This is a genomic window from Bradyrhizobium murdochi (assembly GCF_000472965.1).
GTDB lineage: Bacteria > Pseudomonadota > Alphaproteobacteria > Rhizobiales > Xanthobacteraceae > Bradyrhizobium > Bradyrhizobium murdochi.
This window is the reverse complement of sequence record NZ_AXAU01000010.1, coordinates 179142-196205: the sequence shown is the minus strand read 5'-3', so window position 1 is coordinate 196205 and position 17064 is coordinate 179142. Positions and strand designations below refer to the sequence as shown.

The window sequence follows — 17064 nt, the reverse complement described above, 5'->3', positions numbered from 1 at the left end:
GAACTACCGCCTGACCGAGTTGCCTCTCACCACCACCTGCGCGTAACGCTGCGCGCCTTCGGCCGACAAATCGGTCGTGATGGTGCGGGCGTGATCGAGCCCGACCACGGCGCCGCGCGGGGTTTCCGAGATCATGTTGTTGTTGACCAGGGCCGTGCCGGCGCCTGGCAGCACCGATACGCCGACGCCGACGAAGGCGTTGCGGATCACGTTGCCTGATATCGCGACGTCGCGGAGATATTTGCCCCAGCCGGCGATGATGCCGAACGACGGCGCGTTCTCGATCACATTGCCTGTGACTGTGGAGTCCGCCTCGACATAGATGCCGATCCCGGCGTCGTCGTCGGGCGCGGTGCCGATCGGCCGCTTCGGCAGCAGATTGCGGATGATGTTGCCCTGGACGACGGCGATGCGTCCGCCCTCGTTGAAATTGCAGACGGAGACGCCGACGGCGGCGCCATCCACGGTATTGTTGGCGATCACGGCGCCTTCGAACGCAAATTCCGAATAGAGCGCGACCTCGCGGACATTGCTGACGCTGTTGTCCGTGATGTGAATATTGGACGCCGAATTGCCGCGCACGGCTGAATAGTCGCAATTCTTGATGCGGTTGCCGCGCACGATCACATTGCCGGCGCGGAAGGCGTTGATGGCGTTGCCATACTGCCCGGAGCCGCCGGGGCCGGCCTTGATATCCTCGATCCGGTTGTCGAGAACCAGCGTTCCGTCGTCGCCGATCGCGGTGCGCAGGATTTCGATGCCGTTGTCATTGGTATCGGTAATGGTGTTGCGCGCCACGATCAGGCCGAGCGCGTCGAAGGATACGATGGCGGTGGTCGCGATTTTCGTGAAGATATTGCCGGAAATATCGCCCGAGACCTGCTCGAGCCAGATGCCGTTGCCGCCGCTGCCTGATATTTCGCAGTCGGCGATCCGGACGTCGCGACCGCCGAGGCAGTGCACCAGGCCGCGGCGCGTCGGCAGCGGAATGCGACTGCCGTCGAAGGTGATGCCGGTCAGGCCGACGCTGTTGGCGCCTTCGCTCTGCAGCATCGAGGCGCCGCCGGTAAACACGAACTTGGTCGCGCCGCGGACGCCGACCAGTTGCGTGCCGTTCGAAAGCCGCAGCATGCCGGTGCGATAGATCCCCGGCGGCAGCGCCAGCGGCACCTGCGCGCGCGCCGCCTCGTCGATCGCGCGCTGCAGTTTCGCTGTCTGATCGTCCGGGCTGCCGGGGCGGACGCCATATTGCGTGACGTCGCGGCCGAGCGTGGAGGTGAGGGGCGCTGCGGGCGCAGCGTCAGGCGACATCGCCAGCGCACCGGCCATACCGGCGGCGGATGCTCCAATGAGATGGCGGCGGTTCATGTCCATGGCTGATGACCCTAGCGCGATGCAGGTCGCGGCATTCGCGTTTCATAGGTATCGCGAAAATGCAGTGCAGCATGGTGAAGACCGGGAAGAAGAGCAGCGATTGTTAGGGGTAGGGTTAATGTTGGGTACGGCCAAAATTCGTAGGGTGGGCAAAGGCGCGCTAGCGCCGTGCCCACCATTGGATCCGCGGGGAATAATGGTGGGCACGCTTCGCTTTGCCCACCCTACGCTCTCCGCGCCAGCCGCACCATTTCCAGCATCATCGCTTCGCCGGCATCGACCAGCTCCTCCAGCGTGATCCGCGGAAAACCTTTGCGTCTGACCACGCCGCTGCGCGCCAGCGGCGGGATGTGGATGAAGGTGGCAAGGCGGGGGCCGTTGCCGGCATCCACGGCTTCGATCGCGCGCCAGCTCAGATAGTTGCAGAGATAGCTACCGGCATCACGCGAGGCGCGGGCATCGATCGCGGTACCTCTGGCTGCGCGCAGCAGCTTGGCGGTGTGAGGGCCAAACATCTGCGCGTCCGCTCCGTCGGCAATGGAGCCTTTTCGGGCGCGGGTTTGCGCGGCGTCAGGCCACAGCATGGTGATGGCGTTGCGGGCGCGGGTTTCGATCCGCATATACGGTGTCCGCGAGGCGAGGCCGAACATCAACAGCGCATGCGGCTTGTGCCTTTGCAGAACGATTGGCAATTCGCGATCGACCGCGCTGTAGGTGACGGGAAAGATGTGGCTGGACAGTTCAACCTCGCTGAACGCGGGGCGTCGCAGCCGCGTCAGCCGCGCCACCAGCGGCTGCGTCGGATTGTAAGGCGCGCCGGGGAACGGACCGAAGCCGGTGATGAGAATGCGAAGCTTGTCGCTCACCGCAGCCACTCCGCGATCTGCTCGGCGGCGACCGCCGGCGTGATGCGGCCGTCGGCGACCTCGGCCTCGGTCTTCTTTACCTTGGCGCGGATCGCGGCATCGGAGCGCAGCCGCGCCATCGTCCGCTGCTCCAGCATCGACCACATCCATTTCACCTGCTGCTCGCGCCGCCGGCCGGCGAACTCGCCCGAGGCGTTCATGGCGGTGCGATGATCCAAAATCTTCTGCCACAGTGTGTCCATGCCGGTGCCGGTCAGCGCCGAATAGGTCACGACCGGCGGATGCCAATGCTCCGAGCGGGGACTGAGAATATGCAGCGCGCTGCGATACTCGGCCGCCGCCAGATTGGCGCGCTTGACGTTGTCGCCGTCGGCCTTGTTGATCGCGATCATGTCGGCGAGTTCGACCAGACCTTTCTTGATGCCCTGCAATTCGTCACCGGCGCCGGGCAGCATCAGGGCGAGAAAGAAATCGGTCATGTCGCAGACCGCGGTTTCGGATTGGCCGATGCCGACGGTCTCGACCAGCACCACGTCGAAGCCGGCCGCCTCGCACAGCAACATCGCCTCGCGGGTCTTGGCGGCGACGCCGCCGAGCGTACCGGACGAGGGCGAGGGTCGGACGAAGGCAGCGTCCGAATTCGCCAGCCGCGCCATCCGCGTCTTGTCGCCGAGAATCGAGCCGCCGGTGCGGGCCGAGGAGGGATCGACCGCGAGCACCGCGACCTTGTGGCCGCGCTCGATCAGGAACATGCCAAGCGCGTCGATGGTGGTGGATTTGCCGACCCCGGGCGAGCCGGTAATGCCGACGCGGACGGCCTTCCCGGTGTCTGATAACAGCGTCTGCACCAGATCGCGTGCCGCGGCCTGGTGATCGGCGCGCCTGCTCTCGATCAGGGTAATCGCACGCGCCAGCGCCGCGCGGTGGCCGGAGCGGAGTTCTTTGGCAAGTTTCCCGACATCGGGGGAAAGATTCTTCGGCAGGGTCATGGCTTGGTTTACAACGCCAGCGCCATGCAGGCGAGGGGGCCTTGCGCAGTCCTTCAGCGCGCCGACGCGGCGGGGACGGGCGCGCGTTTGAGCTTCCGCCATACCCAGACCAGCACCGGCCAGATCAGCGCGCCGATCGCCATGGCGGCAAGGATAGCGGCGATCGGCCGCTCGAAGAATGGCAACACACTGCCGTCAGACTTGATCAGCGAGGTCACAAAACTCTGCTCGATCATGGTGCCCATGACGATGCCGAGCACCATGGCGGCGACCGGGTAGCCGTTCTCCTCCATGACATAACCGATGACCCCGAAGGTCGCTACGATAACCACGCCGAATATGTTGTTGCCGATGGCGAAGGAGCCGACGGCGCAGCACAGCATGATCACAGGCATCACGGTGGAACGCGGCGCGCGCAGCACGTGGCTTGCGAGCCGGATCATGATGATGCCGAGCGGGATCATGATGATGTTGGCGATGATGAACATCAGGTAGATCGCATACATGCTCGACGCTTTTTCGGTGAACAGCGTCGGGCCGGGGTTGAGGCCCTTCATGTAGAGCACGCCGATGGCAATCGCCGCGATGGTGTCGCCGGGAATGCCGAACAGCAGCGAAGGCACCCAGCCCGAGGCGATGCTGGCATTGTTGCTGGCGCCGGCTTCGACCACGCCCTCGACATGGCCGGTTCCGAATTTCTCCGGTTCCTTCGAAAAGCGTTTGGACATGGCGTAGCTGACCCAGGCGGCCATGTCGGCGCCGGCGCCCGGCAGCACGCCGATGATGATGCCGATGATGTTCCCGCGCGTCATCTGCCAGTTGTACTTTTTGGTGAGCTTCCATTGGCCCGCCAAGATGCTTCCAAATCTACGCCGCGGGATTGGCGGCGGCTCGGGCGTCAGCATCGCCCGCATGACCTGCGCCACCGCGAATACGCCGACCAGCGCCGGGATCGGTTCGATGCCGCCGAACAGGTTGGTCATGCCGAAGGTGAAGCGCGGCACGCCGCCGGGGTTTTCGATGCCGATGCAGGCGACAAGTAGGCCGATGAACATGCTGGCGATCGCCTTCACCGGGGAAGACCGCGCGACCAGCGTGGCGCACATCAGGCCGAGGAAAGCGAGCCAGAAATATTCGAAGGTCGAGAACGACAGCGCGATTTCGGCTAGCGGCGGCGCGAGGATCATCAGCGACAGCGTGCCCGCGATGCCGCCCACGGCGGAGAACCAGACGCCGGCGCCGAGCGCGAGTTCGGCCTCGCCCTTGCGCGTCATTGCATAGGCTTCGTCGGCGTAAGCCGCCGAGGCAGGCGTGCCGGGAATGCGCAGCAGCGCGCCGGGGATGTCACCGGCGAATATCGCCATTGTGGATGCGGCGACGATGGTGGCGATTGCTGCGATCGGCGACAGATAGAAGGTGACAGGGACGAGTAGCGCGGTCGCCATCGTAGCCGAGAGCCCGGGCAGCGATCCGATGACGAGGCCATAGACCGATGCCGCGAACATCGCGACGATGACTTCCCAAGTGGTGATGAGCGCGAAGGCTTGCGTCAGGGTATTGAGCATCGATCACCAGGGCATCGGCAAAACGCCGGGCGGCAGCGGCACGCGCAGCAATTTTGAGAAAATCAAGTGGATGCCGATCGGCGCAAGCAGCGCGAGCGGCAACGCAACCTTCCAGCGGGCGCCGAGCGCGGTCGAGGTCACGTAGACGATCATTGCCGCCGTGAGGATGAAGCCGAGCCGGTCGGCGATAAACACGTAGAACAGCAACAGCGCCGGCGGGAGCAAAGCGCGCAGGCCATAGAGCTTTCCGGTTGGGGGCGGCGGCTGGCCGCCCTCGACCGGAATAAGGTGTTCTTCCTCTTCGAAGCTGCGGCCAATCCCGAACGCGATCGCGAGCCCGCACAGCGCGAGACCGGTGCCAATCACCAGCGGAAAGACGTTGGGCCCGACCGGCTGGCCGGGCACCGGCGGCAACTGCCAGCCGCCATAGGCAGCAGCCGCGCCGAGGCCAACGAGAAACAATCCCGTGACGCGATCGGGTAGACGCATGAACTGGCTCCGCGGCTATCGGGCGATGTCAGCCGATCAAGATCAGGCCTTGGAGAGACCGGCGGCCTTCATCGCAACGCCCATCTGGGCGTCGCCCTTCTCCATGAATGCGGCAAATTGGGCCGCATCGCCCCACACCGTTCCAAAGCCGCGATTGCTCATAAAGTCCTTGAACTCCTTGGAGTCGTAGACCTTCTTCAGCGACGCGGTGAGTTTCGTCGCTACATCAGCGGGCAGGCCCTTGGGACCGGCAATGCCGCGCCAGGCGCCGGTCGAATAGTCGATGCCCATGGCTTCCTTCAGCGTCGGGACGTCCGGGAATGCGGGATTGCGGGCCGTAGCCATGACGGCGAGGCTGCGCGCCTTGCCGGCCTCGATGATCGCGCGGGCTTCCGGCACCGAACAGGTGGTGAGGTCGAGACCTCCGGCAGCCAGATCCTGCATCGCGGGAGCGGCGCCGTTCGACGGCACCCAGGCCACGTGATTGGGGGCAAGTCCCATCGCCTGCATCCAGCCGACCAGTGCGAGATGCCAAATGCCGCCCTGGCCAGTACCGGAGGCCTTGAACTTGCCGGCGGGGGCGGCCTTGATCGCATCCGCCAGTTCCTTCACGGTCTTGTAGGGCGAGGTGGAACTGACCTGGATGCCGGGCGGATCCTCGTTCATCAGCGCCAGCGGCGTGTAGCTCTTGGGCGCCAGTTCAGTGAGCCCCTGCCAGTGCATCATCGAGATTTCTACCGTCAGCATGCCGATGGTGTAGCCGTCGGGCTGTGCGGTCGCGATCGCGGAATGGCCGACCACGCCGGAGCCGCCGGTGCGGTTGACCACGTTGAACGGCTGGCCGAGGTCTTTTTCCAACAGCGCCGCGACAATGCGCGCGGTCGCGTCGGTGCCGCCGCCGGCTCCCCATGGCACGATCACGGTCACCGGCCGGGACGGATAGGCCTGCGCTGAAGCCGGCTTGAAACCAAAGCCTGCGACAGCCGCAGCAGCAGCGGATGAAGCCGCGAAGGCGCGGCGCGTGATCTTTTTGGACATTTTGATGGTCCTCCCTGCGGCGTCCGTGATGCCGGGCGCTCTTGTGATGAGGCATTGTAGGCGGCTTTGCGTTGGGGTCGCAAGGCATTGGCGAATGATGGGGATCGCCGCCGGGTGGCATCTCGCCACATCCGGAAATCGGGTGGCGGCGATCGGGCCACCCGAAATAGGTATCGATGCGCGGCCCAGCATCGGGCCGCGATCGATTGCGGAGAGAGCCATGACGACAGCCTATTACAGCACCGTGCTGGACCATCCCATGGAAACCGTGTGGGCCCTGATCCGCGATTTCAACAATTATCCGGCCTATATCGAAGGGGTCAGTGAGAGCGTGATCGAGGATGACAAGGCCGGCGACGAAATCGGCGCGGTCAGGCGCTTTTGCTATTTCGGCAACTGGATCAGGCAGCGGCTGGCGGGCCACTCCGATGAAGCGCATTCGCTGACCTATGCGGGCATCGAGCCGTTTCCGTTTCCGTCCGGGTTGGCGCAGGACGCGACCGGGCCGACACGCTATGAGGGAACGATGCACTTGCTTCCGGTCGTCGAGGGCAACCGGACCTTCATCGAATGGTCGGTGAAGCTCGACACCGCACCGCAGGACGCCGATCGCTGGCAAGCATTGTTCCAGTCATGGATTCCGGATTGGACGCATTCGCTCGAACGGTCGCTCGCCCGCCTTGCTGCTTGATATCCATCATTGCCGCCGGTCTTCGTCTTCTTTCGGTCGCGCACCGCCGAAAATTCTGGCGCCCTCCGGCGTCAGATATGGCTTCAACGTCTCCCACGGCACGAAGGCGACATACTCGCCTTCGGCATAGGAGCCGACCGCGTAAGGTGGGTAGTAGAAGTTCAGGCCGGAGCTCTTGCCTTCATCAGTCGATGGCGCCAGTGCAATCGGGCCGATCTTGAGAAGCTTCGGTTCGATACCCTCGATGGCGCTGGCGTCCGTGTCTTCCGCGCCGCGTTTCTTTTTCTCGGCCGTGAGAGAGGCCATGACCCCTTGCCGCATCGCTTTCAGTGTCGGGCCGTTGTCAGCCGTTTCGGTGAAGAATGGACGGATGCTGATGCGCTTGCCCGCTGACTTGTCCCACAGGATCGTATCGGACGAGCTGTTGGGGTGCGCGCCGCCAGTATATTCGTAATCGGCCCTGACGATGCTGACATAGCGGCCATCGATCACCGAGCGCGTGTCGTATTTCCGTTCATACGACCACGCGTTGCGGAACAGGTCCGGATCCTGCTTGTGTTGCTTGTCGGCATCGGCGCGGTTCTTCTGCGCCCACGCTTTTCCCTCCGCAAGGCAGTTCGCCGCCAGCGCCGGATCGGCCTTGATCTTCGCGTCGAGAAAGACGCTGGCTTCGACCCATTTGGTCTTGATGGAAAAGTCCGGCTTGGGCTCGGCGGCAGACGCCGTGCCCGGCACCGCAGTGCCTGCGAGGGCGCCCGCCAAACCAATTGCCCGGGTGAGCGTGAGGAATGCAATGCCGCGCAAGGGCTATCCTTTGGAAGAGCCTGAACCCGGCGGAGGGCTACTCCGCCGCCTCGCTGCTATGGCCGAGCCGGGCGTTGAGCTTGTGGATCAGCTCTTCGGCGGCGTCCGAGATCACGGTGCCGGGCGGGAAGATCGCTTCGGCACCGGCCGCGTAAAGCGCCTCATAATCCTGCGGCGGGACGACGCCGCCGATAATGATCATGATGTCCTCGCGGCCATGCTTTTTCAGTGCGGCCTTGAGCTCCGGTACGGCGGTGAGATGCGCTGCAGCCAGCGAGGAGACGCCGAGGATATGGACGTCGTTCTCCACCGCCTGCCGCGCCGCTTCGTCGGCGGTAGCGAATAGCGGCCCGATATCGACGTCGAAGCCGACATCGGCAAAGGCGGATGCAATCACCTTCTGGCCGCGGTCGTGGCCGTCCTGTCCGATCTTGGCGACGAGGATGCGAGGCCGGCGGCCCTCGGCAGTTTCGAACGCATCGATCAGCGCCTGCACTTTTTCGACCCGGTTGGACATGGCGGACGCCTCCCGCTTGTAGACGCCGGTGATGGACTTGATCTCGGCGCGGTGCCGCCCGAACACCTTTTCCATCGCGTCCGAAATTTCGCCGACGGTGGCTTTTGCGCGCGCCGCGTCGATCGCGAGCGCCAGCAGATTGCCGTTACCTTCGCCGGCGCTGCGCGTCAGCGCAGCCAGCGCCTGATCGACGTCCTTCTGGTCGCGCTCGGAGCGCAGCCGCTTCAGCTTCTCGATCTGCAGCCGCCGCACGGTGGAGTTCTCCACCTTGAGCACGTCGATCGGTGCTTCGTTGACCGGCTTGTATTTGTTGACGCCGATCACGGCCTGCTTGCCGGCGTCGATCCGCGCCTGCGTCTTGGCGGAAGCTTCCTCGATCCGCAGTTTGGGCACACCGGCCTCGATCGCCTTCGCCATGCCGCCGAGCGCCTCGACCTCCTGGATATGGCCCCAGGCCTTCGCCGCGAGATCCCGCGTCAACCGCTCGACGTAATAGGAGCCGCCCCAGGGATCGATGATGCGGTTCGTGCCGCTCTCCTGCTGCAGGAACAATTGCGTGTTGCGGGCGATGCGGGCCGAAAAATCCGTCGGCAGCGCCAGCGCCTCGTCGAGCGCATTGGTGTGCAGCGACTGCGTGTGGCCTTGGGTGGCTGCCATTGCCTCGATGGTGGTGCGCATCACGTTGCTGAAGACGTCCTGCGCGGTCAGTGACCAGCCGGAAGTCTGGCAATGCGTGCGCAGCGAGAGCGAGCGCGGGTCCTTCGGGTCGAACTGCTTCAACAGTTTTGCCCACAGCAGCCGCGCGGCGCGCATCTTGGCGACTTCCATGAAAAAATTCATGCCGATCGCCCAGAAGAACGACAGCCGCGGCGCGAAGCGGTCGACGTCGAGGCCCGCCGCAAGCCCCGCGCGCAGATATTCGACGCCGTCGGCCAGCGTGTAAGCGAGCTCGAGATCCTGCGTAGCTCCAGCTTCCTGCATGTGATAGCCGGAGATCGAGATCGAATTGTACTTCGGCATCTTTTGCGACGTGTACGCAAAAATGTCCGAGATGATCCGCATCGAGGGCCCCGGCGGATAGATGTAGGTGTTGCGCACCATGAACTCTTTCAGAATGTCGTTCTGAATGGTGCCTGACAATTTCTCCGGCGGAACGCCCTGTTCCTCGGCAGCGGCTACAAACAGCGCGAGGATCGGCAGCACCGCGCCGTTCATGGTCATCGACACGCTCATCTGGTCGAGCGGAATGCCCGCAAACAGCGTGCGCATGTCGTAGATGGAATCGATCGCAACGCCCGCCATGCCGACGTCGCCGGACACGCGCGGATGGTCGGAATCGTAGCCGCGGTGGGTGGCGAGGTCGAACGCGACCGAAAGACCCTTCTGACCGGCGGCGAGGTTGCGGCGATAGAACGCGTTGGAATCCTCTGCCGTGGAGAAGCCGGCATACTGCCTGATGGTCCAGGGCTGGTTGACATACATGGTCGGGTAGGGGCCGCGCAGGTAGGGCGCGACGCCCGGCCACGTCTCCAGGAAATCAACGCCTTCGAGATCGGCCTCGCTGTAGGCCGGCTTTACCGGAATGCCCTCCGGCGTCAGCCACGGCTCGGCGCTGCCGGCGGGCTGCGCGGGCGCGGTGGGTTCAAAGGCGATATTCGCAAAGTTCGGTATGTGGCTCATGTTACCCATTATACCATATCTGGCTGGCCGAGATTGCCACTCCTAATCATGGTCCGGATGCTGGTGACTGACGATGGTCGCCATCTTTTCCGGCCCGTAATTCTGCTGCGTTGTCTGGCTCGGTAGGTTGGCGATGCCGACCACCCAGCCGAGCCGGGATTCGGTGCCATATTGCCGGGTTGGCACGACGAGGTCTGGGCGGTCGAACGTGCCGGTCATGATCTCGATCCGGGGGCCGCCGATCAACCGGTAGGTCAGCGGCGTGCCGCAGGCCGCGCAGAAATCACGCTCGGCAATAGAGGAGGATTGGAACGAGGCCGGCTTACCGCGCGTCCAGCTGAAATGCTCGTGCTCGATATCGGCGAGGGAGGCGAAGGGCGCGCCCGATGCCTTCTGGCACATCCGGCAATGGCAGATGCTGACCTTGGGCGGCACTTTCGACACCGCAAAGCGGATGGCGCCGCACTGGCAGCCGCCGGTCAGGACCGTCTTGTGGTTGCTTTCCGTCATGCTCACTCCATCCGCTGCCAGGCTTCCCGCAGCATCGCCAGCGCATCCCCGCCGGCAAAGATGAAATCGCCGACCCCGGCGGAACGCAGCGCGGCCTCCTGTGTGCCGGGCCGCCCTGCCAGATAGATATGCTTGGCGCCGGCCGCTTGAAGGGCCTTGGCGGCGGGTATCGCGTGTTCCGCATAGACCTTGTCGGACGAGCACAGGCAGGCAATTGCCGCACCGGACGCCGTGAATGCGGCAGCGAGTGCCGCGGGATCCGCAAAACCTTGCGTGTCGATCGCCTCGATGCCGCCGGTCTCGAAGAAGCTCTTGGCAAAGGTCGCACGCGCGGTGAAATCGGCCGGCGTGCCGAGATTGGCGAGGAAGATTTTCGGCCGTGCGCGCGAAGCCTTGAGCTTTTCGTCCGATTTGTCTCGCAGCGCCTCAAACGGCGCGGCCAGCCGTATTGGCGTGAGCGGATCGAACTTGTACTTCGCCTCGCCATACGGCGGCAGCACGATCGGCTTGGCATCGAGTACCGCGATATCGTCCTCGTGCAGATTCGGGAATTTGCTCGCGCCGGTCAGCACGTCCCTGCGCTTGGCAATATTGGCTTCACGTGCTGCCCGCGTCGCGGCGACCTTCTTCTGGATCAGGTTCTGCTCAAGCGCTGAGAAGATGCCACCGGCCTTTTCGATTTCCTGGAACAGCGACCATGCAGCTTCGCAGAGTTGCCGCGTCAGCGTTTCGATGCCGCCGGAGCCGGCTGCCGGATCGCTCACCTTGGCGAGATTGGACTCTTCCAAAAGCACCAGTTGCGTATTGCGCGCCACGCGTCGTGCGAAAGGATCGGGCAATCCCAGCGCCAGCGTGTGCGGCAGTACGGTGATGGCGTTGGCGCCGCCGAGGCCGGCGGAGAAGGTCGCCATCGTCGCGCGCAGCATGTTCACATAAGGGTCGCGCTGCGTCAGCATTCGCCAGGCGATATCGGCGGCGATGAACAGCGGTTTGGGCGTCAGGCCACAGGCCTGCTCGATCCGCGCCCACAACAGCCGCAGCGCGCGGAATTTTGCCAGCGTCAGAAACTGATCGGCATCGGCGGCAAGCCGTGCATAGACCACGCCCTGCGCATCTTCGAGCGCAATCCCGGCCCGTTCGATCGCGCGCAGGTAAGCGACGCTGGAGGCGAGCACGAATGCCAGTTCCTGCACTTCCGACCCGCCCGCGTCATGGATCACCCGTCCATCGGCCGCTGCGAACGGACCCTTAAAGCCCATGGCGGTGAGGCCCTGGATCGCACTGGTAACCGCGGGCACGATTTCGTCCCAACTATGGGGACTGGAGCCCGACACCGCACAGGATCCGAGCGGGTCGAGACCGAAACGGATATCGCAGGCCGCGGGATCAAGCCCTTTGCGTTTGATGTATTCGGCAACGTGAATGGCCGCCATGCGCGACTGCGGGCCGATCTGCAGCTCGATACCGATGCCGGCGTCGAGATAAATGCCGTCGAGAACCGCTTCGACGGCTTCGGCCGAAGGGTCCAACCCAAACCCGTGGGCGCCATTGGCGCCAGCGAACACCAGTGTCAGGCCGGTGGCGCCGTTTTCGAGATCGTGCAGCGCCTGCGCGTTGGCCGCTTTGGCGTCGGGATGATCGATCCGCTGCATGACCTGCCAGGGCGCGGCGGCGGCACGGCCGGCGACCGGCGTGGCGCCTTTCGCGCGGCGATAGATCGGATCGATTTTCAACCCGTCGGACGTCTTGCTGACCAGTTTCTCGAGCGGCGCGCCTTTCAGCACTCCGTCGACCAGCTTGCGCCAGTCCTCGTAGGTCGCCTGCGGAAACTCCGCGGCCAATGTCAGCTCATCGTTATCGGTCATCCGGCCCATTATTCCCTGGTCGTCTCTTTATTTGGCCGGAAATTGCCACGGGGCGGCCGCCAAGCCAAACGGTTGTTTTGGGTCTTTTGGGCTCAATCGAGGTCGGGTAAGCGCTCAATCCCCTCGGTCGACAATTGTGCCAGCGCATCCCGCACGCGGCGTCCCGCAATGACACGGTCGGGAACGATCTCGGCCAGCGGCACCAGCACAAAGGCGCGCTCGAAAGCCCGCGGGTGCGGCAGCGTCAGTTCCGGCTTGTCGAGGCTGACGTCATCATAGGCGATCAGGTCGAGGTCGAGGGTGCGCGGCCCCCAGCGCGTCTCATGGGCGCGGTCGCGGCCGAATTTCTTCTCGATCTTGTGCAGCGTGAACAGCAGCGCATGCGGATCGAGGCTGGTTTCGATCTCGATGCAGGCGTTGACGAAGGGCGCCTGGTGTTCCTTGCCCCAGGGCGGGGTGATGTAGTCAGAAGAACGCGCAAGCAGCGCAGCCTGGGTCATGCCGCAAATATTGGAGATGGCCTTTTTGAACGTCGCGCGGACATCGCCGACATTGCCGCCGAGCGCGATCAGCACGTCCGCCATGTCAGGGCGATGACCGTTTGCGCACGAGTACCACGCCGACATCCTCGAAAATCTCGGCGATCGGCGCATGCGGCTTGTGCACGGTGACCTTGATCCCATGGACGCGTGGGAACGCCGCGAAGATCGCGTCGGAAACGGCGCCGGCCGCACGCTCCAAAAGCTTGTAGTTGGTGTTCGTGAATGCGGCGGTCGCGGTCTCGACCACGCTGGCATAAGACACGGTGTCGGACAGCCGATCGGAGTGCGAGGATTCTGACAGGTCAACGGAGAGTTCGATATCGATCACGAACCGTTGCCCGACCTTGGTCTCATGCTCCATCACGCCGTGGCGGGCATGGATGACGACGCCGGTGATGAAAATCGTATCGCTCATTGCCGTTCCCTGATTGCCGCAGCCACCCGCAGCGCCTGTACGGTTTCGGCGACGTCATGCGCCCGGATGATCCGCGCCCCGTTTTGGGCCGCCAGCAGATGCGCGGCAATCGAGCCGCCGAGGCGCTGATGCGGTTCCGACGGCGTCACCGTGCTGATGAAACGCTTGCGCGAGGCGCCGACCAATACTGGAAGGCCAAGCGACTGCAACTCGCCGAGCCGCGCCAGCGCGGTCATGCTCTGCTCGGGCGTCTTGCCGAAGCCGATGCCAGGGTCGAGCACGATCTTGTCGGATGAAATTCCCGCCTTCGCGGCGATATCGAGCGAACGCGCAAAGAAAGCGGCGATATCCTGCATGATGTCTACAGCAGGATCGGCGCGCTCGCGGTTATGCATGACGATGACGGGCGCGCCACGCTCCGCGACCAGTCCGGCCATGCCGGAATCGCGCTGCAGCCCCCAGACATCGTTGGCGATTGTCGCGCCCTGATCGAGAGCCCAGGCGACGACGGCCGATTTCATGCTGTCGATCGACACGGGAATGCCGAGCGCGACGACATCGGACAGTATCGGCTGCAGGCGTTTCAATTCCTCTTCCGCCGAGATCGGTTCCGATCCGTAGGGCCGGGTCGATTCCGCGCCGATGTCGATGATGTCAGCGCCCTCGGCGATCATCCGCCGGGCTTGGGCCAGCGCCCGCTCCGGGGCGGCGAATTGACCACCGTCCGAGAATGAATCCGGCGTCAAATTCAGTACGCCCATCACCGCCGGATGGGGCCTGGACAGCAGCGCAGGCAGCACCGATTGACCGGCCGGACCGGTTGCGGCGGTTGATCTGGGCTTGGCTGCCATCATGCGGTCGCTTTGCGCGGTCCGCGCCGCCGAGTCAAGGCGCGAGGGCCGGCACCGCGGGACGGACTGGCGGTTCAGTCGCTGATCTTCAATAGCTAATTTTGGGCGGCAGCTTGCGCGCCTGCTCGATCAGTTGCTCGACCGATCGCTCAGAGGGCAAAACCTGGACGAGTTTGCACTTCGTGTTCACGTCTTTCATGTTCTGGGCGAGTCGCGCCGGGTTGCGATGGGCGAGTTCGCGTACCGTGGTGACGCCAGCGGCGCGTATCAGGCCTACCTTGGCCTTGCCCATCCCGGGAATGCGCATGTAGTCGGAAAAATTGGCCCATTCCAGCAGTTGCTGCTCGCTGATGCCGGTCTTCGCTGCGAGCGACTTGCGCCCTTTCACGGTGCGAGCAGCTTCCAGCAGCGCATCGGTCGTGCGAATGCCCAACGATTTCAGTTTCGAGGCAGAGTAGGCGGTCAAGCCGTCGATCTCGGAAAGGGGATAAGTCATGATACCAGATGAAAAAAGAATGTGCCCGGGCCGAATGTGCTCACCAAGACGACTACGCGAACTGGCTGAGACCCGGCGTCCCCGAAATGATTTCGCCCATTTGATCCGCTCCGATTTTGTCGCGACCGAACCTGAAAAGTTCACGCGCCACGCTTTGAATTTCGCTCATGCCCAGACCAAGCGCCATCAGCCTGGTGCCAACCGCCATCAAGCCTCCGCCCATCAGCCGCGCGAATCCGCCGTTGCTGCTGGAAGCCGCAATCGCAGCTTCGGCGCCCGGAATTTGGTCGATCAGAGCCTGAACCTTGTCGGCGGGGCCCTCGTTGCGGAGAAAACCCAGAACGATGCCGATGGTTTTTTCAGCGACAGCGCGATCGATACCGACCTTAGTGGCCAGTCGCCCTACCAGTTCGTCCATATTTGCCCCGTCCCCAAACCGGCTTTACCGGGTCGTCTATGCAAATTGATCTTGAGCGCCTGCGATCTGAAATACAAGCGATCCGCACGTGCGAAGGCCTAGATCGAGTCGCGAGTGTTGCAGCAATGCAAGAGTGAAGGCCGGATTCACGCTGACTTGTTGCGCTGCGCTCTCGATTTTTCTGCCGAAGGTTGGAAAAAAGTATGAGAAAGCATGAACGATGAGGCGGGCGAAGGCTCACGTATTTACCGCCGACGGTTTCAATCGGCGGGCAGGATGCGATATGATCGCCCACCAAATCCCCCGGCGCGCGAAGAGGCGATGCGATGGCGACTTCCGATAACAAGACAGCCGATACCGAAGAGAAGATCTTCATCGGAAAGGGCGAACAGACGGCCTGGCTGACGCTGGCGCTTGCCAATCGGCATGGCCTCGTCACCGGAGCGACCGGCACCGGCAAAACCGTGTCGCTGCAGGTGATGGCGGAGGGCTTTGCCCGCGCCGGTGTTCCCGTGTTCGCGGCCGATATCAAGGGCGATCTGTCCGGAATTGCTGAAGTCGGTGAAGCAAAAGACTTCATTCTTAAGCGCGCCGGCGAGATGGGCCTCAATTTCCAGCCCGATCAGTTCTCGACGGTATTTTGGGACGTGTTCGGCGAGCAGGGTCACCCGGTGCGCGCTACGGTTACAGAAATGGGACCGCTGTTGCTATCGCGAATGCTCGACCTGAACGACGTGCAGGAAGGCGTTCTCAACGTCGCATTCCGCGTGGCGGATGAAAACGGCCTGACGCTGATCGACATGAAGGATCTGCGGTCGCTGCTGGATGCGATCGCGCCCGCCGGCGGCAAAAGGGGGCCGGATGCCGAGGAGGACGAGCTGGCCGAAATCCGAAAGGCCGCGCAGAGTTACGGCAATGTCAGCAAGGCAACGATCGGCACCATTCAGCGCCAGCTTCTGGTGCTGGAAAACCAGGGCGGCACCAAGTTCTTCGGCGAGCCGGCGCTTTTGCTGAAAGACTTCATGAAGACCGACAGCGACGGCCGGGGAATGGTCAACATTCTGGTCGCCGACAAGCTGATGCAGAACCCAAGGCTCTACGCGACGTTTCTGCTGTGGATGCTGTCGGAGCTGTTCGAAGAGCTGCCGGAAGCCGGTGACCTGCCAAAGCCGAAACTGGTCTTCTTCTTCGATGAGGCGCATCTGTTGTTCAACGATGCGCCGAAGGCATTGCTCGACAAGATCGAGCAGGTGGTCCGCCTGATCCGCTCCAAGGGTGTCGGTGTCTATTTCGTCACGCAAAATCCGATCGACGTGCCGGACAAGGTGCTGGCGCAGTTGGGCAACCGCGTGCAGCACGCGTTGCGCGCCTTCACGCCGCGCGACCAGAAGGCGGTGAACGCGGCGGCGCAGACGTTCCGGCCGAACCCCAAGCTCGACACCGCTCGCGTCATCATGGAGCTCGGCAAGGGCGAGGCGCTGGTGTCGTTCCTTGAAGGTGGTGGTACGCCGACCATGGTCGAGCGCGTCATGATCCGGCCGCCGACGGCGCGGATCGGGCCGATCACGCCGGAAGAGCGCAACGCGATCATGGGCAAGAGCCCGGTCAAAGGCAAATACGACACCACGGTCGACGCCGAATCCGCCTACGAGATGCTGCAGAAGCGGGTAGCCACGACGGCGGCGCCTGCGGAAGGGCAGGATGGTGGCGGTGGCGGCATTCTCGGCCAGATTGGCTCGATCGTCGGCACGATCTTCGGCACCAACGTCAGGCGCGGCAGGCTGTCGACCGGGCAGGTGATTGCACGAGATGTCACGCGGTCCGTCACCAACAAGGTGGTCGGCGGCATCGTCGCCGATCTCGGCAAATCGGTTGGTGGATCGCTCGGCGGTTCAGTTGGTCGCGCGCTGGTGCGCGGCGCGCTCGGCGGCTTGCTGCGGCGCTAGGACTTTTT

At 63.7% G+C, this 17064-nt stretch carries 17 protein-coding genes; 2 read left to right on the top strand and 15 right to left on the bottom strand.

Going from position 1 to position 17064, the window contains the following annotated elements; translation table 11 throughout:
* Positions 1-3 precede the first annotated feature (3 nt).
* The 6 genes from YUO_RS0120385 to YUO_RS0120360 form a co-directional block, all read right to left on the bottom strand.
* Positions 4-1374 carry a TIGR03808 family TAT-translocated repetitive protein gene (locus YUO_RS0120385; protein ID WP_028348945.1) on the bottom strand — a complete coding sequence of 457 codons (1371 nt, stop codon included), beginning with the start codon at positions 1372-1374 and terminating at the stop codon, positions 4-6.
* 224 nt (positions 1375-1598) lie between these two features.
* Positions 1599-2240, bottom strand: a complete 642-nt coding sequence (locus YUO_RS0120380; RefSeq protein WP_028348944.1) for a pyroglutamyl-peptidase I — start codon at positions 2238-2240, stop codon at positions 1599-1601.
* Positions 2237-3229, bottom strand: coding sequence for a methylmalonyl Co-A mutase-associated GTPase MeaB (meaB, locus tag YUO_RS0120375; RefSeq protein WP_028348943.1), 993 nt, complete (start codon positions 3227-3229; stop codon positions 2237-2239). Before meaB ends, YUO_RS0120380 begins: the two co-directional genes overlap by 4 nt.
* A 53-nt stretch (positions 3230-3282) precedes the next feature.
* Positions 3283-4794 carry a tripartite tricarboxylate transporter permease gene (locus YUO_RS0120370; protein ID WP_028348942.1) on the bottom strand — a complete coding sequence of 504 codons (1512 nt, stop codon included), beginning with the start codon at positions 4792-4794 and terminating at the stop codon, positions 3283-3285.
* A gap of 3 nt (positions 4795-4797) precedes the next feature.
* Positions 4798-5283 carry a tripartite tricarboxylate transporter TctB family protein gene (locus YUO_RS0120365; protein ID WP_028348941.1) on the bottom strand — a complete coding sequence of 162 codons (486 nt, stop codon included), beginning with the start codon at positions 5281-5283 and terminating at the stop codon, positions 4798-4800.
* A 42-nt stretch (positions 5284-5325) separates the two neighbouring features.
* The gene (locus YUO_RS0120360) at positions 5326-6321 is read right to left on the bottom strand and encodes a tripartite tricarboxylate transporter substrate binding protein (protein WP_035727125.1); all 996 of its coding nucleotides are present in this window, start codon (positions 6319-6321) and stop codon (positions 5326-5328) included.
* Positions 6322-6541: 220 nt separating this feature from the next.
* Between YUO_RS0120360 and YUO_RS0120355 the strand changes: the two genes are divergently transcribed.
* The gene (locus tag YUO_RS0120355) at positions 6542-7012 is read left to right on the top strand and encodes an SRPBCC family protein (RefSeq protein ID WP_028348939.1); all 471 of its coding nucleotides are present in this window, start codon (positions 6542-6544) and stop codon (positions 7010-7012) included.
* A gap of 6 nt (positions 7013-7018) precedes the next feature.
* Here YUO_RS0120355 and YUO_RS0120350 read toward each other — a convergent pair whose 3' ends face one another.
* The 9 genes from YUO_RS0120350 to YUO_RS47815 all read right to left on the bottom strand — a co-directional run bounded on the left by YUO_RS0120350 (position 7019) and on the right by YUO_RS47815 (position 15110).
* Positions 7019-7816 carry a DUF3298 and DUF4163 domain-containing protein gene (locus YUO_RS0120350; RefSeq protein WP_430649552.1) on the bottom strand — a complete coding sequence of 266 codons (798 nt, stop codon included), beginning with the start codon at positions 7814-7816 and terminating at the stop codon, positions 7019-7021.
* 37 nt (positions 7817-7853) lie between these two features.
* Positions 7854-10013: a methylmalonyl-CoA mutase gene (gene scpA / locus YUO_RS0120345; RefSeq protein ID WP_028348937.1), complete on the bottom strand. Its 2160-nt coding sequence runs from the start codon at positions 10011-10013 to the stop codon at positions 7854-7856.
* Positions 10014-10055: 42 nt separating this feature from the next.
* On the bottom strand, positions 10056-10523 hold the full coding sequence (locus tag YUO_RS0120340) for a GFA family protein (RefSeq protein WP_028348936.1): 468 nt from the start codon (positions 10521-10523) through the stop codon (positions 10056-10058).
* A gap of 2 nt (positions 10524-10525) precedes the next feature.
* Positions 10526-12388, bottom strand: a complete 1863-nt coding sequence (locus YUO_RS0120335; RefSeq protein ID WP_028348935.1) for a methylmalonyl-CoA mutase family protein — start codon at positions 12386-12388, stop codon at positions 10526-10528.
* 92 nt (positions 12389-12480) lie between these two features.
* Positions 12481-12972, bottom strand: coding sequence for a 2-amino-4-hydroxy-6-hydroxymethyldihydropteridine diphosphokinase (gene folK / locus YUO_RS0120330; protein ID WP_028348934.1), 492 nt, complete (start codon positions 12970-12972; stop codon positions 12481-12483).
* Between the two features lies 1 nt (position 12973).
* Positions 12974-13345, bottom strand: coding sequence for a dihydroneopterin aldolase (folB, locus tag YUO_RS0120325; RefSeq protein WP_028348933.1), 372 nt, complete (start codon positions 13343-13345; stop codon positions 12974-12976).
* Positions 13342-14199: a dihydropteroate synthase gene (folP, locus tag YUO_RS0120320; protein WP_028348932.1), complete on the bottom strand. Its 858-nt coding sequence runs from the start codon at positions 14197-14199 to the stop codon at positions 13342-13344. Before folP ends, folB begins: the two co-directional genes overlap by 4 nt.
* 85 nt (positions 14200-14284) lie before the next feature.
* Entirely contained in the window at positions 14285-14692 is a 408-nt protein-coding gene (locus tag YUO_RS0120315; protein WP_028348931.1) for a DUF4332 domain-containing protein, read from the bottom strand.
* Between the two features lie 52 nt (positions 14693-14744).
* Positions 14745-15110, bottom strand: coding sequence for a hypothetical protein (locus tag YUO_RS47815; RefSeq protein ID WP_028348930.1), 366 nt, complete (start codon positions 15108-15110; stop codon positions 14745-14747).
* Positions 15111-15436: 326 nt separating this feature from the next.
* Between YUO_RS47815 and YUO_RS0120305 the strand changes: the two genes are divergently transcribed.
* Positions 15437-17056, top strand: a complete 1620-nt coding sequence (locus YUO_RS0120305; protein ID WP_028348929.1) for a helicase HerA-like domain-containing protein — start codon at positions 15437-15439, stop codon at positions 17054-17056.
* Positions 17057-17064 lie beyond the last annotated feature (8 nt).

Excerpts from the sequence above, each read along its gene's own strand:
- YUO_RS0120340 (WP_028348936.1), bottom strand. The coding sequence starts at position 10,523 with ATGACGGAAAGCAACCACAAGACGGTCCTGACCGGCGGCTGCCAGTGC.
- YUO_RS0120315 (WP_028348931.1), bottom strand. The coding sequence starts at position 14,692 with ATGACTTATCCCCTTTCCGAGATCGACGGCTTGACCGCCTACTCTGCC.
- YUO_RS0120360 (WP_035727125.1), bottom strand. The coding sequence starts at position 6,321 with ATGTCCAAAAAGATCACGCGCCGCGCCTTCGCGGCTTCATCCGCTGCT.
- YUO_RS0120365 (WP_028348941.1), bottom strand. The coding sequence starts at position 5,283 with ATGCGTCTACCCGATCGCGTCACGGGATTGTTTCTCGTTGGCCTCGGC.
- folB (WP_028348933.1), bottom strand. The coding sequence starts at position 13,345 with ATGAGCGATACGATTTTCATCACCGGCGTCGTCATCCATGCCCGCCAC.
- folK (WP_028348934.1), bottom strand. The coding sequence starts at position 12,972 with ATGGCGGACGTGCTGATCGCGCTCGGCGGCAATGTCGGCGATGTCCGC.
- meaB (WP_028348943.1), bottom strand. The coding sequence starts at position 3,229 with ATGACCCTGCCGAAGAATCTTTCCCCCGATGTCGGGAAACTTGCCAAA.
- YUO_RS0120385 (WP_028348945.1), bottom strand. The coding sequence starts at position 1,374 with ATGGACATGAACCGCCGCCATCTCATTGGAGCATCCGCCGCCGGTATG.
- YUO_RS47815 (WP_028348930.1), bottom strand. The coding sequence starts at position 15,110 with ATGGACGAACTGGTAGGGCGACTGGCCACTAAGGTCGGTATCGATCGC.
- folP (WP_028348932.1), bottom strand. The coding sequence starts at position 14,199 with ATGATGGCAGCCAAGCCCAGATCAACCGCCGCAACCGGTCCGGCCGGT.
- YUO_RS0120305 (WP_028348929.1), top strand. The coding sequence starts at position 15,437 with ATGGCGACTTCCGATAACAAGACAGCCGATACCGAAGAGAAGATCTTC.
- YUO_RS0120335 (WP_028348935.1), bottom strand. The coding sequence starts at position 12,388 with ATGACCGATAACGATGAGCTGACATTGGCCGCGGAGTTTCCGCAGGCG.
- scpA (WP_028348937.1), bottom strand. The coding sequence starts at position 10,013 with ATGAGCCACATACCGAACTTTGCGAATATCGCCTTTGAACCCACCGCG.
- YUO_RS0120355 (WP_028348939.1), top strand. The coding sequence starts at position 6,542 with ATGACGACAGCCTATTACAGCACCGTGCTGGACCATCCCATGGAAACC.
- YUO_RS0120370 (WP_028348942.1), bottom strand. The coding sequence starts at position 4,794 with ATGCTCAATACCCTGACGCAAGCCTTCGCGCTCATCACCACTTGGGAA.